We start from the raw sequence: 17,869 nt of genomic DNA on the forward strand, positions 1-17,869 counted from the left end.
TAAAGCGTGAAAACGTCTGCGAAAATGAGGCATTCCATCGGCAGCACGAATGGGGTAAGATGGCCCCGTGCCCCACGGCACGGAAAGGGGGAGCCGATGAAGAAGAAGGAAGGCCGCCGCAAGCTCGCGGAGATCTTCGACACGCTCGAGGCCGAGCACGTGCGTGTCCCCGCGGGGGACGAGCCCCCGGAGGCCGAAAGCCTCCCGGTCCCGAGGCACGAGGACGTCACCCTCGACCCGGTGCAGCACTACCTGCGCGAGATCGGCAAGGTGAGTCTTCTGACCCCGAAGGAGGAGATCGAGCTGGCGCGGCGCATCGAGAAGGGCGACGCCGCGGCCCGGGAGAGGATGATCCAGGCCAACCTGAGGCTCGTCGTCTACATCGCGAAGCACTACGCGAGCCGCAGCTACGGGCTGTCGCTGCTGGATCTCATCCAGGAGGGCAACATGGGGCTCTTCAAGGCCGTGGAGCGCTACAACTGGCGCCGCGGGGTCCGGTTCCCCACCTATGCCCGCTGGTGGATCCGGCAGGCCATCACCCAGGCCATCCGGCACCAGGCCCCCGAGGTCCGTCCCGTGATCTCGAAGTACACCCAGGCCCGGGAGCGGCTCCGGCGGGAACTGGGGCGCGACCCCGAGCCGGAGGAGGTGGCCGAGTCGCTCGACATCGACATCGACGACGTCCAGCTGATGGCCGAGCTGCTCGAGGCCAGCGAGGAGAGCCCCGTGCAGGAGGAGCCCTACGAGGACGGGGGGCTCATGCCGCTGCTGCCCATGGACCGCAAGGCCCTCAGCGGGCATCTCGCGGAGATCCTCCACGAGCTCTCCCCCCGGGAGCAGGAGATCCTGAGCCTGCGCTTCGGCCTCACCGACGACGAGCCCCGCACCCTCGAGGAGATCGGCAAGAGGTTCGGCCTCACCCGCGAGCGGGTCCGCCAGATCGAGAACCGCGCCCTCGAGAAGATCCGCAAGCTCGAGAAGGCCAAGATCCTCGAGGAGTTCTAGGGAAGGTTCCGATTGACACGGCCCGCCGGATATTCTATACAATTTCATGGGGTAGGGCACTTCCGGCCGCCCGCGGAAGCCTTGCCGGCCGAAGAGTGAACGCACGGGATGCCGGATACGCTCCGGCATCCGGTTTTTTTAGGACGACCGCACGGGACCGCCGAGGGCCCGGGACGAGGAACACCATGAGAGTCAGGACACGGTTTGCACCCAGCCCCACGGGCTACATGCACGTGGGCAACCTCCGGACGGCGCTTTACGCCTACCTCTGGGCGAAGAAGAACCACGGGGACTTCATCCTCCGCATCGAGGACACGGACCAGGAGCGCATCGTCGAGGGCGCCGTGGAGCTGATCTACCGGACCCTGGAGGAGACGGGGCTCATCTGGGACGAGGGCCCCGACAAGGGCGGGCCCTACGGCCCTTACATCCAGCACGAGCGCAAGCCCATCTATAAAAAGTACGCCGAGGAGCTGATCGAGAAGGGCGTGGCCTACTACTGCTTCTGCGACAAGGAGCGCCTCGAGCAGCTGCGCACGAGCCTGCAGCTGCGCAAGCTGCCCTTCCGCTACGACGGCCACTGCAAGAAGCTCTCGAAGGACGAGATCAGGCGGAAGCTCGACGCGGGGGTGCCGTACGTGGTGCGGCAGAGCATCCCCTCCATGGGCTCCACCACCTTCGAGGACGAGGTCTTCGGCACGATCACCGTCGAGAACGCGACCCTCGACGACCAGGTGCTCCTCAAGTCCGACGGGATGCCCACGTACAACTTCGCCAACGTCGTGGACGACCACCTCATGAAGATCACCCACGTGATCCGGGGCAGCGAGTACCTGAGCTCCACGCCGAAGTACAACCTGCTCTACCAGGCCTTCGGGTGGGAGATCCCCCACTACGTCCACTGCTCGCAGGTGATGCGCGACGCCCAGCACAAGCTCTCCAAGCGCGACGGGGATGCCTCCTACGCCGACTTCATCGAGAAGGGCTACCTTAAGGAGGCCATCATCAACTACATCGCCCTGCTGGGGTGGAACCCGGGCACGGAGCGCGAGAAGTTCACCCTCGCGGAGCTCATCGAGGCCTTCGACATCTCGGGGATCAGCAAGTCTCCCGCCATCTTCGACGTCCACAAGCTCACGTGGCTCAACGGCCAGTTCATCCGCGAGATGCCCCTGGAGAAGTTCCACGAGGTCGCGCTGCCCTGGATCCGCAGGGCCGTCCGGCGGGAGGACCTCGATCTCCTGAAGGTGAGCCGGGTGCTGCACGAGCGCACGGAGAAGCTCTCCGACATCCCGCCGCAGCTCGATTTCATCGACGCCCTGCCCGAGTACGTGCCTGCGCTCTACGTCAGCAAGAAGATGAAGACCGACGAGAGGATCGCGCTCGAGAGCCTGCGGGCCCTGCTGCCGGTGCTGGAGACCGTCTCGCCCTGGGACTACGAGACGCTGCACCGGGCCATCTTCGCCCACATCGAGAAGAGGGGCGTCAAGAGCGGCGTCGTCCTGTGGCCGCTGCGCACCGCCCTGTCGGGCAAGCAGTTCACGCCCGGCGGCGGCGTGGAGCTGGCCGACATCTTCGGCCGCGAGGAGACCCTGCGGCGCGTCCGCAAGGGCATCGAGCTGCTCGAGAAGTCCGCCTGACGCTTCGCTTTTTTGCGATCCACGGCCCCTGTCTCGGGGACGAGTGATTTACGGAAGAAACGCCGTTTCACTCTACGTAAAACGCACTCCCCGGATGTCCCTCTCCCCTGGGAGGCTGTGTCGCAACAGTCAAGAAGGGACGAGGGACGAGTTGTTTACCCGTTCTTTGACAACAAAATATCCGTAACGTCTATCCGCGAACGGTCTGTCGGGCAGGTTTTGATGGTTCAGGGCCCTTGAAGAGCGCCGTCGAGCCTCATGCCGGTGCGAAGCAGGGCCTTCCGAGGGCCCGGAGCCTCTCGATGAGCCCGTTGACCCCGAGGAGCGAGATCAGGCGAGCCACATTGAAGCAACTGGCCAGCATCGAGACCTCGGCTCGCGCCCCCTCGAGCCCCCGTAGCAGGAAGGCATCGACCTTGAGGTTGCGCTTGATGTGCCCGAAGGGATGCTCGGCCCGGGTTTTGCGCCTCTCGTAGACGGCCTGCGAGGCGGCCTCCTCGTACTGGGCCTCCAGCCTGAGCTTAACCTCTTCGTTGGGCAGCCGGATGATCTTGCGCCCCCTGCGCGCCTGGGTGCAGCTCCCGTAGTGCCGGCACGCGTGGCAGATGGCCGCGTCGGTGATCACGTAGTGCCGCTTGCCCGTGCGTTTTTCCGTCGATTCATACCGGAGCCTGTGACCTTCAGGGCAGCTGTAGTCATCTTGCTCTGGGTCATACGCAAAATGGCTTTTGCTGAACGGCTTTTCCGGCTCTTTCCTCGCCTGCCGCTGTGAAGGCACGATCACTCGGATCCCCTGGCGGTCGATCTTCTCGAGCTCCGCCGTGTCGGCATAGCCGGCATCGGCGCAGGCCGTCTCGCAGGGACTCTCCAGCAGCGCGTTGGCGGCCTCGATCTGCCGGGCGAACTGGTTGACATCACTGGTCTCTTCGACGGCATCGGCCTGCAGCAGAAGCCCCTGCTTGTCATCCACCACCAACTGGACGTTGTAGGCCGCGTGGCTGCCCTGGACGCTCTTCATCAGGGCGCAGTCCGGGTCGGTGAGGTTGACGTGCCGGTGGCTGCCTCCCTCGAAGCCCCGCAGGGCCTCCTGGACCCGGTCCTTGAGCGTGTTCGTCTGGGCAAGGTCCTTTCGCATCGCCACGTACGAGTCCATGTGCCGCTCCCGGCGGTCGATGGCCTCGCAGTCCTGCAACAGCTGCTCGATGCGCCGATCCAGATCGGCCAGCTTCTTCTCGTACCAGGCCCGGTCATGGCTGCGGTAGCGTGAGGCATTGGCCCGGATCTTTGTGCCGTCGACAAACAGCACGTTGCCCGCGATTAGGTCGAGCTTGATGCAGAGCCGGGCGCAGTGCCGGAGCACCTGCTTGAGGGCCGCCTTGTGGTTGCGCCTAAACTCCGCGATGGTCTTGTGGTCGGGCCTCAGCCCGGCCATCAGCCACACAAAGGCCAGGTTGTGGTGGCACTCCCGTTCGAGCTTGCGGGAACTGCGTACCCCGTAGGAGTAGCCGTAGACCAGCAGCTTGAGCATCGCGCGCGGATCGTAGGCGGCGTTGCCGACCTGGTTGGGGTCCACCTCGATGCCCAGTTGCGGCAGATCCAAGGCCTCCACGAAGGCATCGTAGGCCCGTACCGGGTCCTCGGGGGACACGTAGTCCTCGATGCTGGCGGGCAGCAGCCCCAGTTGCAGACGGTCGCCGGTTCGATAGGCCATGAGCGCATCTCCTTTCGCGGAGCACTCTAGCACACCGGGCCGGGGTTGGCGATCCTTCGAGGTGCGTTACGGATATTTTTTTGTCAAAGAACTCAGCCCCTACTCCCTATTGCGACACAGCCTCTGGCGGGAGAGGGTAAGGGTGAGGGGGGTGCAAGACGAAAGGGCCCCTTCCGCGAATCGTTTCGTTCAACCCCGTTGAACATTTCTTTCAAGAAAGGGCCCTTCCCGGCCTGCCGGAGAGCCCCGCCCGCCCATTCCGTTTTTCAATATTTCCTAATCAAATCAAGCAGTTACAATTTAACTGCCCGGCGCTGCCGATCCTGGCACGCTCCTTTCTATAGGATAGGGCAAGAGAACAAGAAAATGAAGGAGGACATGAAAATGAAAAAGACGCTTTCCACCCTGATTTTCAGCGCGGTCATCGTACTGATCACGGCAACCTTCAGCTTCGCCGAGTACATGGCGGCCGGCGCCGACAACTTCCCCTACTTCCACGTGGGCGTCGTGGTGATCGGCGGGCTCTGCATCCTCTCGCTCAAGCAGCGCTACGAGAAGATCTACATGAGCGAGGCCGTCGGCAGCTTCGCGATGTACACGATGCTGGTGGCCCTGTTCACGAGCCCCGTGGCCGAGGTCGTGAGGAACCTGATCGGCTGATCGGCACAGCGTTCGAAGACCCGCGAAAAAAAGCGCGCAAGACGGCGATGTCCTCCGAGAAAAACCCCCATTCCGCAAGGGCGGCGGAACGGGGGTTTCTTTTTCGGCCCGCCGGGTCCGGGCATGGGGCCGTGGACAAAAAGAAATGGGCCGATCGTGGGAGCCGGCCCTGTGCTTTTCCCGGCGGCGGCTCCGCTGCCGCCGGGTGAGGGTGCCGCAGCGCGCTTTCCCCCCTCACGCAGCTCTTGCCCGAATCACTGGGGTTGGATCGGCGATCTCCTCCTGCCCTCTTGCGTCCGCAGCCGCGGCTGCCCTTTTGCCGTCTTCCTGCCGATCGCCGCCTTTCAGCTGCTCGGGATACAGGACCGGCATTGCCGCTATGATCTTCAAGTCCAGCGATAGGTTGTTCGTCCACGTTGGGCCGTCGTAATCGCAGTTGAAATAGGATTCGTAAACATGCCGCGCCACGAAAGAGGAGATATCGAAGCCCCTGTAATTTGTCATGCTCAGTCTCCCGGTCGGCGAATCAGGTTTGTTTATTCGTCTCCACCCCGTCGTAGCCGTCCATGAGCCGTCGGCCTTTGCGCCCCCCTGTTCGGTCACTATCGGGCCTCGCCCTCCTCATGGCTTTCGATCCGGCAGAGCTTTTCCAGGCGGGCCTTGTCGTAGATGGCCTGGCATCTTGCGCACTCCGACATGTGCCTCTTGGCCGAGAGGATGTAGAAGGCGTCGTCGATGGAGTCGCAGGGCAATTCCGCGCGGGCGGCAAAAACGATTTTCCCTTCTCTCGGGCACCTGGTGCCGCGCGGCAGTGCGTACGTCCCCTCCCGGTACACTTCATCCAGCAGGCGCCGGTTCTTCCTGTACGTCACGTTCTCGTCATTTTTCTTCTCGACCTTGAAGCCCCCCGGAATCCTTTGCTTCCTTTTGAAATCGAGGAAGACGATGCTGCGCTGCGATTCCCATCGCGTGACGGGCGGCTGCCGCCCCGTGCCTGCATTCGGGTCATTTTCCGGGTCGACATCGAATGCTGCACAGGCCTTTTCTTTCTTCACGAAATCGACGTAGATCGGCCGCTTTCGAACCATGTCGCACCTCCTTTCCGAAAACGGTTTCGACAGGACTGCAGGGTTCGGCGTCGGGGCACGCCGTCTTCTTCCACGTCGATAGTAAATGGGAAAAGGGGGCGAACGTTAAAAGGTCAGGGGTATGCCTGATGCGAGTACGGCTATCCCATCATGGGGACGGCATGGCTTCAGGCCGGGCTGCCCGTGCGGGCCTCCGCTTCCAGGCGGAGATACTGATGATCCAGGACCAGACGCACCCGCCCGGTGGGCCCGCTCCTGTTCTTGGCCACATGCACGTCGATCAGGGACCGGCCTGTCTTCTCTTTGCCGGCATGCACCGCGAGCGTCTCCCTGTGGAGCAGGAGAACCAGGTCCGCGAAGATCTCGATGTGCCGGTCCAGCAGGTCGGATAGCGCCGGCCGCCGGTCCGCACCGCCCATCGACCGCCGGTCGAGGCTGGCCGTCACGATCATGGGGACGTCGAGGGAGCGCGCGATGCACTTCAGCGATCTTGCCCTCTCGAGAGAATCGGTTTCGCCGCCCCCGATGAGTCGGGACAGCCTGACGGATTCAAGGCCGTCCACGATGATGAGCCCCAGGCCCGCCTTCTCCCGGACGCGCATGGCCTTGCGATTGATCTCCGGCACCGTCGGGTCCGGCGAATCGTCGAAGAAAAGGGGCAGATCGCACAGCCTGCCTGCCGTTGTGGTCATGTCCGGCCAGTCTTCCGCCCCGATGTCCCCCGTGATGATCCGGTTTGCGGGGGTGCGGCCGACCACGGACAGCAGGCGCAGGAGCAGCTTCGGCCCCTTCGAGCCGGGGCTGAAAAAGAGGACGGGCGCGGAAAACCCCCCTGCTGCATGATGCGCGACGTGAAGCGCAAACTGGGTTTTCCCGGTGCCGGGCAGTGAACCGATGACGGTCAGCTCGGATTCCTTCAGCCCCACGATCCAGCGGTCGAGCTCGGCGAAACCCAGCGGGAGGCACCGGGCCGGCCGTTCGGGCCTGCCTTCGTAAATCCGCTCGATGTCCCGGAAGGCGTCCTTCACGGCTTCCTGCAGGGCAACAGGGCCGCTGCGCTCCTCCCATTCCAGGCCGGGCAGCGCCGGCTGGCTGCTATTTGTCCTGTCTTTCATGATCCTCCTCGGCGCTCTTCCCGGTGTTTTTCTTTTCCTTTCCGAAGAGGACTTCCTTCAGAATATCGGCGGTCGGCACGATCCCGATTTCTCTCTTCTTCCGCGGCTTTCGGGGGAACCGGATGATCTTGGCCATGTCGCGCTCCTTTCTAAGGGCGGTGAACGTCGAAACGCAACGGGTCGCCCGGATGACCCGGGGTGCATCCACGTGCGCAGGAACGAACGGCAAGCCCGCAGCAGGGCCGGCGTGTCCCCTCCGGGTGTCGCCCTTGAGGGAAAAGATGCGCATTACAGCCTGCTGCTGCCAATCCGCATGCAGCCGGTGCCGTGCATGATACCCGATGGCCAGCGCGGCGGCAAGGAGTGCGATCTTCGAAATCATAGCCCTTGACTAATTTTAAAGTCGTGCTATTGAAAATCAGCGGCGATTTACAGGTTACTTGCTCCGCTTTACAAATGTGCTAAAGGCCGGATAGGAATTCACTCTGTTTGGAGCCCGTGGCCCTTTGGCACGGGCTTTTATGTTCTTTACATTCGTACCTGGCGGGTCGATTTAGGGCAACTTGCAGCCGCCATTAAACAAGGTGCTAAACAGCCAATGAACCCACGTCTATCTGTTTAGCCGTGGGTTTTTTATTGGGGAGATACATCAAGGAGGCGAGAATATGAAAAGGAGTGAGGACAAAATCAGTTTGGTCAAGGGAACACCGACGGGCATGAAGCAATGTCCGGTGTGTGGTGAATACCGGGGTTCTGTTTATGCCCGTGACCTCGACTGGGGCGGGTCTGCGTCCCCGCCCAACGAACCCTACAGGATTGTCACCGCCAACTGCCTCTGTGACGGGATCCCATGCCCGAGATGTAAGAAGAACAAGATACACAGACCCGTATCCAACTCTTACGATCCGCGAAGGAACTGTGTGGAACACTGGCCTTGGTTCTCGGGAATGAGGCCATGTCGGGAATGCCGGGAGAAGGAAGATCGGGAAAAGAAGAAGTAGGGGTTACTTTCTTTTCAGATAGTCACGACCCATGGCAATGCCGGAGCATGGACACAGGAAAATGGAAGACGTATGCGGAAAGGTCTCCGTTGAACGGTTCCAAAATGTGATGATGGTTTGCATGTTTCGGCGCTGAGGAAAAAGAAGGGACCCCGGTTGATTCGGAGACCGTTCTCAAAAAATAATAACATTCTGGAGGGAGATTGTCCGAGGAAAATAGGGATTGTTGGGATGGCCTGCCCGGTCAACCTGGGATCCTTATATGTTGATAGATCCCGGCAGGAAGGGTTGATACATTACAAAGCCGCTGAAGAACACGGCAAGGGCCATGATTGACACCTGCACCAACCGAAAATGCCAGTGCAGGAACAGGATGATCGCCCCGCAGGAGACAACCGCAAACTTGACGATTCAGTCGATCTCTACGCGGTCCGGAAGCTCGGCGGGAGGAAAAAACATATCTATTCATGAGTTACGCAAACCGTTGTCCGGAGAGCCTGCGGCAGACAATGGAAGTCATGGACATGGGCAAGGTGCCGGATAGCACAAATCCAGCACAATCCCCTTCAGAACAGCGAAAAAGAAGGGGTCACGCTCCCGATCTCAGGCTCGTAAACCCCTGAATTTTTTCTGGTGCCGGAGGTCGGAATCGAACCGACACGCCCCCAGGGGGCGGGGGATTTTGAGTCCCCTGCGTCTACCAGTTTCACCACTCCGGCGTGTGGGTTTCGATTATAGGTTCGGGGCCTTCAAAGTCAAGAAAATTGTATTTGACAACGCCGAGATGCGTGTGCTAAACGGATAGCTCTTTTTATCGGGGCTGTAGCTCAGTTGGGAGAGCGCTTGAATGGCATTCAAGAGGCCAGGGGTTCGACTCCCCTCAGCTCCACCAGCAAAAGAAAGGGCCGTGTCTCGGACAGGGCCCTTTTTCTATGGGATCTCCCCATGAAACCGGAAACCCCCGCGGAGGGGGCCGGCGGGGGTTTCTTCGGACTGCTGCGGACTCGTTGCCGAGCGGGAGAGAAGATCAGGGAACCTGGTTTTCGAGGATGCCCTCGAGAATGTCCTTTTCGATCTCCTGCATGAGTTTCAGGGAATCGCGCTTCTCCGCTTTCTTGCCGGCCTTGCCGGTCGCTTCCTGGGTTCTCGTCATAGTCTTGCTCCTTTTTCTTCGTTTTGCTTCCTCGGTTCATCTTCACGGCGCTTGCGCTCTGCGTCACGGCGCCGCGCCTCCACGTACCGATTCCAGTCCTCTTCGCGGATCCTGGTCTGTGCGGGTTTTCCCCTTTCCTTAGCCACCGGTTCCTCCCTTGCGGGCCGAAGCCCCGGTGATTTTTCCTGCCGCCGTTTCCGCCTTGCGTCTCCACCCGTCCGCGGGCGGGGCAAGCCCCGCCCGCAAGCGGATGTCAAGGAGATAGTCAGTGACGTGTTGCAGAAGACGACATGACTGACTATGAGGAATCGTCGGCTCTCTTCGGTTGTTCAGCCTTTCGGGTTCTTCGGGCCACGCAGCATCGGCCGGGCGGCGTCAGGCATACCGGCCGATCGTGCTGGGGTAGTTCATGGGGTCGATCCAGTACTTGACGTCCAGTTTCCCCTTTTCCCTGCCTTTCTGCTGCCTGTCCGCGCGGACATCGTTCGTCTTCATGGCGTGCTCCTTTTCGGGGCTCTCCGTGACCGCTACAGGTAGCGGTTCACGATGAGCGGGAAGTTCATCGGGTCGTACCAGTCCCTGCGCGCGGCCGGTTTCCCGGCCCCGGGCTGCTTCTTCACGTCCTTGCTGGCCTCTTTCGCCTTCATCGGACAACCTCCTTGCGGCTGCCGTCTCAACGGAAAATGACCGGCCCCCTGTCCGGGTAATAGGAGCGGCTTGCCGGATCGCCGGGGATTCGCGCGGTGCGTCCTCCCGTCAGGGGCGCCTGGGGGGTCATGTCCGTCTTGGCTCTTGCCGACAACCTGCCTCTCATGGTCTTCGCGTCTCCTTCGGGACCCGGCGTTTCTCCCTCGGTTCGACCTTAACCTAGCGGACTCGGGTCTCGAAAAAAATCGGAGGGGGTCTGAAATCGGGATCAGAAAACTGTGGCCGATTCGTTCAGACGGCGGCTCAGCGGTGCATCGGCGGTTGTCTGATGGGCCCCGAGACGGCCTCCCCGGCGGGATTCCCGGCCTTCGAGACGGCGGCCAACACTCCGCGAGACCCGGCGGGGAGCGGCCCGGGGACGGGACCCCGGCTCGCGAAGCATTTGACAACGGGGCCCGATCGTATTACACGGTTCGGCACGGAAGAAGGATTTTCGGACAGTCGACCATGGCCCGTGTCAAGTCCAGGGAACAGCTCATCCTCGAGCTGGCGGACCTGCGCAAGCAGATCGACGAACTGAAGCGCTCCGAGACGGACTGCCTCTTCGAGGAGGGCCTCTACCGGAGCCTGGAGCGGTCCTCCCGCGCCGGCATCTACGTCCTGCAGGACGGGAAGTTCCGGTTCGTCAACGAGCACGCCGCCCGCTACTGGGGCTACAACCGCGACGAGCTCATCGGGAAGGAGTCCATGAGCCTCGTGCACCCCGACCACCGCGAGCGCGTCCGGAAGAACGCCATCGCCATGCTCAAGGGCAGGCGCTCGCACCCCTACGAGTTCATGACGATCGGCAAGAACGGCGACATCCGCTGGATCGCCGAGACGGTCACCCCCATCCACTACCGGGGCAAGCGGGCCGTCCTGGGCAACTCCATGGACGTCACCCGCCAGGTCGCGGCGCGCACCAAGCTGGCCGAGCTGGAGGCCCTGGAGGCCTCCATCCTGGATGCGATCCCGCACGCCGTCATCGGCCTGCGCAACCGGCGGATCATCTTCGCCAACAACGGCGTCGAGAGCGTCTTCGGCAGGAAGGCCTCGGAGCTCATCGGCCGATCCACCCGCCTGCTCTACCCCACCGAGGAGGGGTTCAAGGAGATCGCCAAGGTGCTCTACTCGAACCTGGAGCGCCACCGCACCTTCAGCCTCGAGTTCACCTGCCGGCGCCGCGACGGCAGCCCCTTCGAGGCCCTGATCAGCGCCTCGCGCATCGGGGAGACCCTGCATGAGAAGCGCATCGTCATCGTCTACGAGGACATCACCGACCGGCGGCGCGCCGAGGAGTCCTACAAGCTCTTCGCGTCGAGCGCCCAGGCGGGCGTCTACGTCGTCCAGAACGGCAAGTTCCAGTACGTCAACCACCACGCGGCGGCTTACGCCGGCTACGACGCGTCGGAGCTGGTGGGCATGAGCTCCATGGGCCTCGTGCACCCCGAGGACCGGGTGAAGGTCCGCAAGCAGTCCCGGGAGATGCTCCGCGGCAGGCGCACCTCGCCGCACGAGTTCCGCATCGTCACCAAGGACGGGCGCATCCGGTGGATCATGGAGACGGTGACGTTCATCCCCTACCGGGGATCGCGGGCCGTCCTGGGCAACTCCATGGACATCACCGAGACCATCGAGGCGCGCAACCGCCTCGAGGCCCTCGAGGCCCTGGAGGCCTCGATCCTGGAGGCCATCCCGCACGCCGTCATCGGCCTGCAGGACAGGCGGATCATCTTCGCCAACGACGGGGTCCAGGCCGTCTTCGGCTGGGACGCCCTGGAGCTCATCGGCAAGAGCGTCCGCGTCTTCTACCGTTCCGACGAGGATTACGAGGAGATCGCGCGGGTCCTCTACGGCGCCCTGGAGAAGCACCGGACCTTCAAGATGGAGTTCCTGTGCCGCCGGAAGGACGGCACCGACGTGGACTGCATGATCACGGCCTCCCGCATCGGCGAGAGCCTCCGGGAGGGCAACATCGTCATCACCTACCAGGACATCACGGACCTCAAGCGGGCCAAGACGGAGGTGGAGCAGTCGCGGGAGCGCCTGCGCAACCTCTCGGCCCACCTCGAGTCGGCCCGCGAGAAGGAGCGCACCCGCATCGCCCGGGAGCTGCACGACGAGCTGGGGCAGCTGCTGACGGCCCTCAACACGGACCTCGTGCTGCTGATGAACAGCGTGCCGCCCGGGCAGACGGACCTGATGAAGCGGGCCGAGGACTCGCTGCACCTCGTCGAGATGACCATGCAGACCGTCAAGCGGATCTACATGGACCTGCGGCCCGGGATGCTCGACCACCTCGGGCTGGCCGTGGCGATCGACTGGCTGGCCAAGGACTTCCAGAAGCGGACGGGCATCCGGTGCGCGGTGTCCATCCATCCCGAGACCCTGCGTCTCGATGCGGACCTGTCCTTCTCCATCTACCGCATCGTCCAGGAGACGCTGACGAACATCTCGCGCCACGCCGAGGCGAGCCGCGTGACCATCAGCCTCAGGCAGAGCGCCGGGCGCGTCGAGCTCGTCGTCCGGGACAACGGCAAGGGGATCACGCAGGAGCAGCTCGCGAAGCCGAACTCCTACGGGCTGCTGGGAATCCGGGAGCGGGCCTACCACTGGGGCGGCGAGGCCCTCATCACCGGGCGCAGGGGCCAGGGGACGACGGTCAAGGTCAGCATCCCACTCATGGAGAAAGGGGAGGGCAATGAAAAAGATCCGAATCCTGATCGCCGATGATCACCCCATCGTCCGCGAGGGCTACAAGAAGATCCTGATGAGCCAGCCCGACATGGACGTCACCGGCGAGGCCGGCAACGGGCAGGAGGTCCTGGACCTGATCCAGAAGAGGGACTTCGATCTCATCCTGCTGGACATCTCCATGCCCGGGCGCAGCGGCCTCGAGATCCTCAAGGAGCTCAAGGGGCGCAAGCCGCACCTGCCGGTCATGATCCTGAGCATCTACCCCGAGGAGCAGTACGCCGTGCGGGCCTTCCGGGACGGCGCCTCGGGCTACCTCACGAAGGCCAGCACGCCCAAGGAGCTCATCGCGGCGATCCGCAAGGTCTCCCAGGGCGGCCGCTACGTCACGGAGGCCCTGGCCGAGAAGCTCACCTACTTCCTCCACGGCGACGTGGACAAGGCGCCCCACGAGAAGCTCTCCGACCGGGAGTACCAGGTCATGCTGCTCATCGCCTCGGGCAAGACAGTGACCCAGATCGCCGAGGAGCTGTGCCTGAGCGTCAAGACGATCAGCACCTACCGCCGTCACATCCTGGAGAAGATGCAGTTCACCACGAACGCCGAGATCACCATGTACGCCATCCAGAACAAGCTGCTCGGCTAAAAATTGGGGACGTTGGTAACTTATTGGACAAACTCCAGACTACTCGATAATTACGAATGAACGTCCTACCAGCAAGCTGCTGGGTATTTATCCGGTAGGGAATGAAGTTTGTCCAATAAGTTACCAACGTCCCCGATCCGTCGGACGCGCTCTGATGCCCGGCGCGGGTTTCGTCCTATCCCGTCTTCGGGAAATGTCCTATGCGCGATTCGGAGGAGCGCCGATTGCCGCGGCGGGGCCGTCGGCGTAGAGTGGCGTCCATGCAAGACAGCCACATCCAAGGAGTCGCGCCATGACGAGAAAAGAGATCAGCCGAAAAGACCGCAAGCGGGAACTGATTACCCGCGAACTGCTCAACGGCCGCAACTGGGTGGACCCCATGTGCGGGCCGATGGACGTCACGGGAACCAAGCGGTAAAGCGCCGTCCGGAAGAGCGGCGAAAAGAGAAGGCGGGGGCCTTGGCTCCCGCCTTCTCTGTTTCGGCCCCGGCCGCCTAGCCCGTGCGGATGAGCTCCATCAGGCAGGGGACGAGCTGCTTCTTGCGCGACAGGACCCCCTTGAGCAGGAAGACGTTCTCGTCCACCTTCGGGTAGCGGATCCGGGCCAGGAAGACCGGGTCTCCCTGCACGAAGAGCGTGCTGTCGAGCTCCGTGATGTCCGTCACCATGAGCGCGCTGAAGAGGTTGCCCGTTCTGGCCTGCTGCCGGGCGAGCCCCTCGAGGATCTCGTCCCGGCGGTCCAGGATCTCCGCCATGCTCGTCACCTCCACCTGGCTCACCGTAAAGGCGCCCTTGCCCTCCCCGAAGTGCTTCATGTCCAGCGCGAGGATCTCGTCGACGGGCCTGCGCGCCACCATGGAGGCCGCCGCCATGATGTCCCGCCCGAACGCGTCGATGGGCAGGTCCGTGAGGGTCGAGAGGTACTCGGCCGTGCGCCGGTCCGCCTCCGTCGTCGTGGCCGAGCGCAGGATGACCGTGTCGGAGAGGATGCCCGCCAGCAGGATCGAGGCGATCTCCTTGCGCATGGGCACCCGGCAGTCCTGGTAGAGGCCCGCGATGATCGTGGAGGTGGCCCCCACGGGCCTGTTGAGGAACGTGATGGGGTAGTTCGTGTGCACGTTGCCCAGCCGGTGGTGATCGATGATCTCGAGGATCCGGTAGTGCTCCGCGCCTTCCACGGCCTGGGAGAGCTCGTTGTGGTCCACCAGGATGAGCTCGATGTCAGCCTCCCGCATCAGGTCACTCTGGGAGAGCACGCCCACCACGCAGCCCCCCGCGTCGACGACGGGCAGGGAGCGGGAGACGGACGTCAGGAGCCGCTCCCGCACGGCGCCGATGTAATCCTCTTCCCTGACCGGCTTGAGGGACCTGTCGCCCGTGTGCCCCACGGGTGAGGAGTGGAGGGCGAGCCACGACGAGGTCGAGGTGTCGTAGGGGGAGATGAGGATGGAGACCCCGTTGGCCTCGGCCCTCTGCTTGAGCTCGCGGCGGATGGGCTTCGCGCCCGTGACGATGAGCACCCGCACCTTCCGCTCGATCACGCAGTCCTGCACGTCCTCGCGGTTGCCGACCAGGACGATCGTGTTGGCCGGCTGCATGGCCCCGATGTGCTCCCGGAAGGCGTCGTACTCGTAGGCCGCCACCGCGATCTGGGCCTGAAAGACCGTGTCTGCGTCGAAGACGGTCACGGGCTGGGCCCCGAGGGTCTTGACGAGCAGCGAGACGGAGGTGGGGAAGACGCCCTTGCGCTCCGGGTCGATCTTGCGGAGCATGTTCCGGGCGAAGGCGTTGAAGTGCAGGATCGAGTCGAGCCGCCCGCCCTCGTCGACGATGGGCAGCATCTTGAAGCCGCCCTTGTCGAGGATCTCGAGGGCCTGCCAGAGCGGCATGTCGCGGGGCACCGTCACGGCCCCGCGGTTCATGTGGTTGCGGACCTTGGGGATCAGCTCGCCGAAGAACTCGGGGGCGGGCTCGCCGAAGCGCTCGAGAACATACTCCGTCTGGAGGTTCATGCTCCCGCACCGGGCGGCGAAGCAGTTTGCTTGCCCCTGGGCCCGCTTCAGCTCGGCGCAGGCGATGGCCGAGACGATGGAGTCCGTGTCGGGGTTCCGGTGGCCGAAGACGAGGATTTTCTTCTCCCGTGCCATGTCTGTGCTTCCGTCGCGATCGTCCTGTGAATGTCCTGCATGCTAGGGGACGCACCCGCAAGAATCAAGTGCCTTTTTCCTCCCCCGTTCCGCCCAAAATGGTCGCGGCGTGGCAGGCATCTTGCAACTTGATGGGAGATGGGAATCGTGCTAAACACGGCACGGAACTGCCAGGTCCGTTGACGATGAACGCTCGCCCTCTGTCCTTCATGCTGAGACTTTTCACGGCCCTCGTCGCCGTCCCGGCCCTCCTTTCCCTCACCGCGGCGTCCGCCGCGGACAAGCCCTCGGCGCCCGTGGCGTCTTTCACGGAAGTCTCACCAGCCCCTGCGGACCGCATCGTCGTCGAGAAGGCGAAGCGGACGCTCACGCTCTACAGGCAGGACAAGGAGATCAGGACGTACAAGGTCGCCCTGGGCCGCGACCCCGTCGGTCCCAAGGTCCGGCAGGGCGACAACAAGACGCCCGAAGGCGTGTACTTCGTGGATTACAAGATCCGCCACAGCATATACCACCGGGCCCTCCACCTTTCCTACCCCAACCGGGACGATGTGGAGCGGGCCAGGGCGCTGGGCGTGCCGCCGGGGGGCAGCATCATGATCCACGGCATGAAGGAGGACAAGCTCTGGATGGGCGACGTGCAGTACCTGTTCAACTGGACCAACGGCTGCATCGCCCTGACCAACCCCGAGATGGAGGAACTGTGGGACCTCGTCTCGGTCTGGACGCCGGTGGAGATCAGGCCGTAATCAGTCGGCGCCGGCCGGATGCTCTGCGGAGCGCCTTGCCTGCCGATGTGTGACGAAGGGTCTCCACGCGAAGTTAGGAAGCTGCGAAGGTAAGAAGCGAGGAAAAAGAAAAGGGCGAAGAAAAGAAAAAGGCGGCGCCGGTGAGACCGGGGCCGCCTTTCCGTTTGTGCCTTTCGGCGTTGGGACCCGTGGGCCGCTTCGTTACTTCTTCATGGACTTCATGAAGATCGCCTCGGCCTTCTTCGCGTTGTCCTCGGCCAGCTTGGCCGCCGCTTCCGCGCGGGCTGCCGCCGCTTCGGCCTTGGCGGCCGCCTCGTTGGCCTGCGCGGCCTGGCGGGAGGCGTCCGCGACGCCGGCCTTGGCTGCGGCCGCGTCCCTGGAGGCCTGGTCGGCCTTCATCTGCGCCTGGTCCACTTTCGAGGAGAGCTCGTTGAGCCTGGCGTTGATCTTGTCCAGGTCACCCGTCGTGGCGCAGCCCGTGAAGAGCGCTGCAGCAAAGACCAGCACCATGAGAACGACAAAACGTGACTTCATCCCAAATACCTCCTTTGATATAAGATTTGAAAGGATTGGCCCCCTCTCTTGATCAGCGACGTGACAGTTTCCTGCCATCACCTCCCTTCGGCAGGGTGCCCACCGGGACGGGGACCCCGTTTTTCGCTTCGATTGCCTCGTCGATCTTTTCCCAGTCCGCGTACGCCTCGATCCCCTGCTTCCTCGCGACCAGCCGGGCGTGCTGTCCCATGTCCCCGATGAACCCGTAGGGGTCGCCGTGGACCTCCACGTAGATCGTGCTGCCCCGCAACCCGAACTTGACGGGCTCGTACAAAATTTCAACCACCGTCCCCTTCGGGACGTCCGGGTAGAGCCTCTCGATGTCCTCCGGGTAGAGCCGGATGCAGCCGTTGCTGAGGATTCGTCCGACGCTCCAGGGGTTGTCCGTGCCGTGGATGCCGTACCCGCGCGCGGAAAGCCCCAGCCAGTAACGGCCGATCGGGTTGTCGGGCCCGGCGGGCATAACCTTCGTGTTGTACTTGTGCTGCAGCTTGCGGGGGATGTTCCACTCGGGGTCCTCCTCTTTCTCGACGACCCGGAACGTCCCCAGCGGCGTCTGCGTCTCCTCCTCACCGACCGTGACGGCGTAGGTGCTGACGGTCCCCCTCTTGGCGTGGTATCGGTAGAGGCGCATCTCCGGCACGTTGATCACGATGCCCTTGTGCCGGGTCGGGGGTACGATCCAGAGGGTCGGGATCTGCAACGCGCTGCCCTCCTCGAGCAGCCAGGGGTCCTTGTCGGGGTGCACGGCCTGCAGTTCCGTAACCCCCAGGCCGTAGCGCCTCGCGATGTCAAGGAGCGTCTCTCCCGGCTTCACGGTGTGGACGAGCAACCGGCCGATCACGGTGCCGGTCCCTGCAGGACTTTTCTTCGCCGGGGCATAGCGGTATTCGGTCCGCGCGAGGGAGGGATCAGGGGTCAGCAGGAACAGGAGTGCCGCGATGAGTAGTGTCTTGACCCGCATGGCTGATCGGTTTGTTCTCTTCGCGCCGGCCGCAAATCGGCAAATGATGCAACG

The 17,869-nt window shown here is 63.2% G+C and carries 14 protein-coding genes and 2 tRNA genes; 7 read left to right on the forward strand and 9 right to left on the reverse strand.

Translation table 11 applies throughout. From position 1 onward, the window contains the following. Window positions 1–96: 96 nt before the first annotated feature. Both HPY67_13745 and HPY67_13750 read left to right on the forward strand, forming a co-directional pair. Window positions 97–1,005 carry a sigma-70 family RNA polymerase sigma factor gene (locus HPY67_13745; GenBank protein ID NPV05785.1) on the forward strand — a complete coding sequence of 303 codons (909 nt, stop codon included), beginning with the start codon at window positions 97–99 and terminating at the stop codon, window positions 1,003–1,005. Between the two features lie 185 nt (window positions 1,006–1,190). Then, window positions 1,191–2,645: a glutamate--tRNA ligase gene (locus HPY67_13750; GenBank protein NPV05786.1), complete on the forward strand. Its 1,455-nt coding sequence runs from the start codon at window positions 1,191–1,193 to the stop codon at window positions 2,643–2,645. Between the two features lie 256 nt (window positions 2,646–2,901). Here the strand turns inward: HPY67_13750 and HPY67_13755 are convergent, their stop codons facing one another. Then, window positions 2,902–4,356 (reverse strand): IS1182 family transposase, encoded by a 1,455-nt coding sequence (locus HPY67_13755; GenBank protein NPV05787.1) that lies wholly within the window; start codon window positions 4,354–4,356, stop codon window positions 2,902–2,904. Window positions 4,357–4,740: 384 nt separating this feature from the next. Between HPY67_13755 and HPY67_13760 the strand changes: the two genes are divergently transcribed. Then, a complete protein-coding gene (locus HPY67_13760; protein ID NPV05788.1) occupies window positions 4,741–5,016 on the forward strand; it encodes a hypothetical protein in 276 nt (91 codons plus the stop codon). 234 nt (window positions 5,017–5,250) lie between these two features. On the opposite strand, the gene HPY67_13765 is transcribed toward HPY67_13760, so the two are convergent. The 5 genes from HPY67_13765 to HPY67_13785 form a co-directional block, all read right to left on the reverse strand. Then, window positions 5,251–5,520: a hypothetical protein gene (locus HPY67_13765; GenBank protein NPV05789.1), complete on the reverse strand. Its 270-nt coding sequence runs from the start codon at window positions 5,518–5,520 to the stop codon at window positions 5,251–5,253. A 98-nt stretch (window positions 5,521–5,618) separates the two neighbouring features. After that, window positions 5,619–6,104, reverse strand: coding sequence for a hypothetical protein (locus HPY67_13770; GenBank protein NPV05790.1), 486 nt, complete (start codon window positions 6,102–6,104; stop codon window positions 5,619–5,621). Between the two features lie 167 nt (window positions 6,105–6,271). Further along, window positions 6,272–7,219: an AAA family ATPase gene (locus HPY67_13775; GenBank protein NPV05791.1), complete on the reverse strand. Its 948-nt coding sequence runs from the start codon at window positions 7,217–7,219 to the stop codon at window positions 6,272–6,274. Next, window positions 7,200–7,355, reverse strand: coding sequence for a hypothetical protein (locus HPY67_13780; protein ID NPV05792.1), 156 nt, complete (start codon window positions 7,353–7,355; stop codon window positions 7,200–7,202). Before HPY67_13780 ends, HPY67_13775 begins: the two co-directional genes overlap by 20 nt. A 1,496-nt stretch (window positions 7,356–8,851) precedes the next feature. Next, window positions 8,852–8,939: transfer RNA gene (locus tag HPY67_13785), tRNA-Leu, on the reverse strand. Between the two features lie 97 nt (window positions 8,940–9,036). Here HPY67_13785 and HPY67_13790 point away from each other — a divergent pair. The 3 genes from HPY67_13790 (at window position 9,037) to HPY67_13800 (ending at window position 13,400) form a co-directional block, all read left to right on the forward strand. After that, window positions 9,037–9,112 (forward strand) — tRNA-Ala (locus HPY67_13790). A 1,416-nt stretch (window positions 9,113–10,528) separates the two neighbouring features. Then, window positions 10,529–12,793: a PAS domain S-box protein gene (locus HPY67_13795; protein NPV05793.1), complete on the forward strand. Its 2,265-nt coding sequence runs from the start codon at window positions 10,529–10,531 to the stop codon at window positions 12,791–12,793. Then, window positions 12,762–13,400 (forward strand): response regulator transcription factor, encoded by a 639-nt coding sequence (locus HPY67_13800; protein NPV05794.1) that lies wholly within the window; start codon window positions 12,762–12,764, stop codon window positions 13,398–13,400. Before HPY67_13795 ends, HPY67_13800 begins: the two co-directional genes overlap by 32 nt. A 494-nt stretch (window positions 13,401–13,894) precedes the next feature. Here the strand turns inward: HPY67_13800 and HPY67_13805 are convergent, their stop codons facing one another. Next, complete coding sequence (locus HPY67_13805) at window positions 13,895–15,547, reverse strand: putative manganese-dependent inorganic diphosphatase (protein ID NPV05795.1); 1,653 nt, start codon at window positions 15,545–15,547, stop codon at window positions 13,895–13,897. 185 nt (window positions 15,548–15,732) lie between these two features. Between HPY67_13805 and HPY67_13810 the strand changes: the two genes are divergently transcribed. Further along, a complete protein-coding gene (locus HPY67_13810) occupies window positions 15,733–16,296 on the forward strand; it encodes a L,D-transpeptidase family protein (GenBank protein NPV05796.1) in 564 nt (187 codons plus the stop codon). A 201-nt stretch (window positions 16,297–16,497) separates the two neighbouring features. Here HPY67_13810 and HPY67_13815 read toward each other — a convergent pair whose 3' ends face one another. Both HPY67_13815 and HPY67_13820 read right to left on the reverse strand, forming a co-directional pair. Next, window positions 16,498–16,908 carry a hypothetical protein gene (locus HPY67_13815; GenBank protein ID NPV05797.1) on the reverse strand — a complete coding sequence of 137 codons (411 nt, stop codon included), beginning with the start codon at window positions 16,906–16,908 and terminating at the stop codon, window positions 16,498–16,500. Continuing rightward, window positions 16,883–17,815 (reverse strand): L,D-transpeptidase family protein, encoded by a 933-nt coding sequence (locus HPY67_13820; GenBank protein ID NPV05798.1) that lies wholly within the window; start codon window positions 17,813–17,815, stop codon window positions 16,883–16,885. The genes HPY67_13815 and HPY67_13820 overlap by 26 nt, the downstream gene beginning before the upstream one ends. Between the last annotated feature and the right edge of the window lie 54 nt (window positions 17,816–17,869).

Source organism: Syntrophaceae bacterium (genome assembly GCA_013177795.1).
GTDB lineage: Bacteria > Desulfobacterota > Syntrophia > Syntrophales > UBA2192 > UBA2192.

Coding starts and splice junctions, on each gene's coding strand:
- HPY67_13745 (NPV05785.1), top strand. CDS start 97: ATGAAGAAGAAGGAAGGCCGCCGCAAGCTCGCGGAGATCTTCGACACG.
- HPY67_13750 (NPV05786.1), top strand. CDS start 1,191: ATGAGAGTCAGGACACGGTTTGCACCCAGCCCCACGGGCTACATGCAC.
- HPY67_13755 (NPV05787.1), bottom strand. CDS start 4,356: ATGGCCTATCGAACCGGCGACCGTCTGCAACTGGGGCTGCTGCCCGCC.
- HPY67_13760 (NPV05788.1), top strand. CDS start 4,741: ATGAAAAAGACGCTTTCCACCCTGATTTTCAGCGCGGTCATCGTACTG.
- HPY67_13765 (NPV05789.1), bottom strand. CDS start 5,520: ATGACAAATTACAGGGGCTTCGATATCTCCTCTTTCGTGGCGCGGCAT.
- HPY67_13770 (NPV05790.1), bottom strand. CDS start 6,104: ATGGTTCGAAAGCGGCCGATCTACGTCGATTTCGTGAAGAAAGAAAAG.
- HPY67_13775 (NPV05791.1), bottom strand. CDS start 7,219: ATGAAAGACAGGACAAATAGCAGCCAGCCGGCGCTGCCCGGCCTGGAA.
- HPY67_13780 (NPV05792.1), bottom strand. CDS start 7,355: ATGGCCAAGATCATCCGGTTCCCCCGAAAGCCGCGGAAGAAGAGAGAA.
- HPY67_13795 (NPV05793.1), top strand. CDS start 10,529: ATGGCCCGTGTCAAGTCCAGGGAACAGCTCATCCTCGAGCTGGCGGAC.
- HPY67_13800 (NPV05794.1), top strand. CDS start 12,762: ATGAAAAAGATCCGAATCCTGATCGCCGATGATCACCCCATCGTCCGC.
- HPY67_13805 (NPV05795.1), bottom strand. CDS start 15,547: ATGGCACGGGAGAAGAAAATCCTCGTCTTCGGCCACCGGAACCCCGAC.
- HPY67_13810 (NPV05796.1), top strand. CDS start 15,733: ATGAACGCTCGCCCTCTGTCCTTCATGCTGAGACTTTTCACGGCCCTC.
- HPY67_13815 (NPV05797.1), bottom strand. CDS start 16,908: ATGGCAGGAAACTGTCACGTCGCTGATCAAGAGAGGGGGCCAATCCTT.
- HPY67_13820 (NPV05798.1), bottom strand. CDS start 17,815: ATGCGGGTCAAGACACTACTCATCGCGGCACTCCTGTTCCTGCTGACC.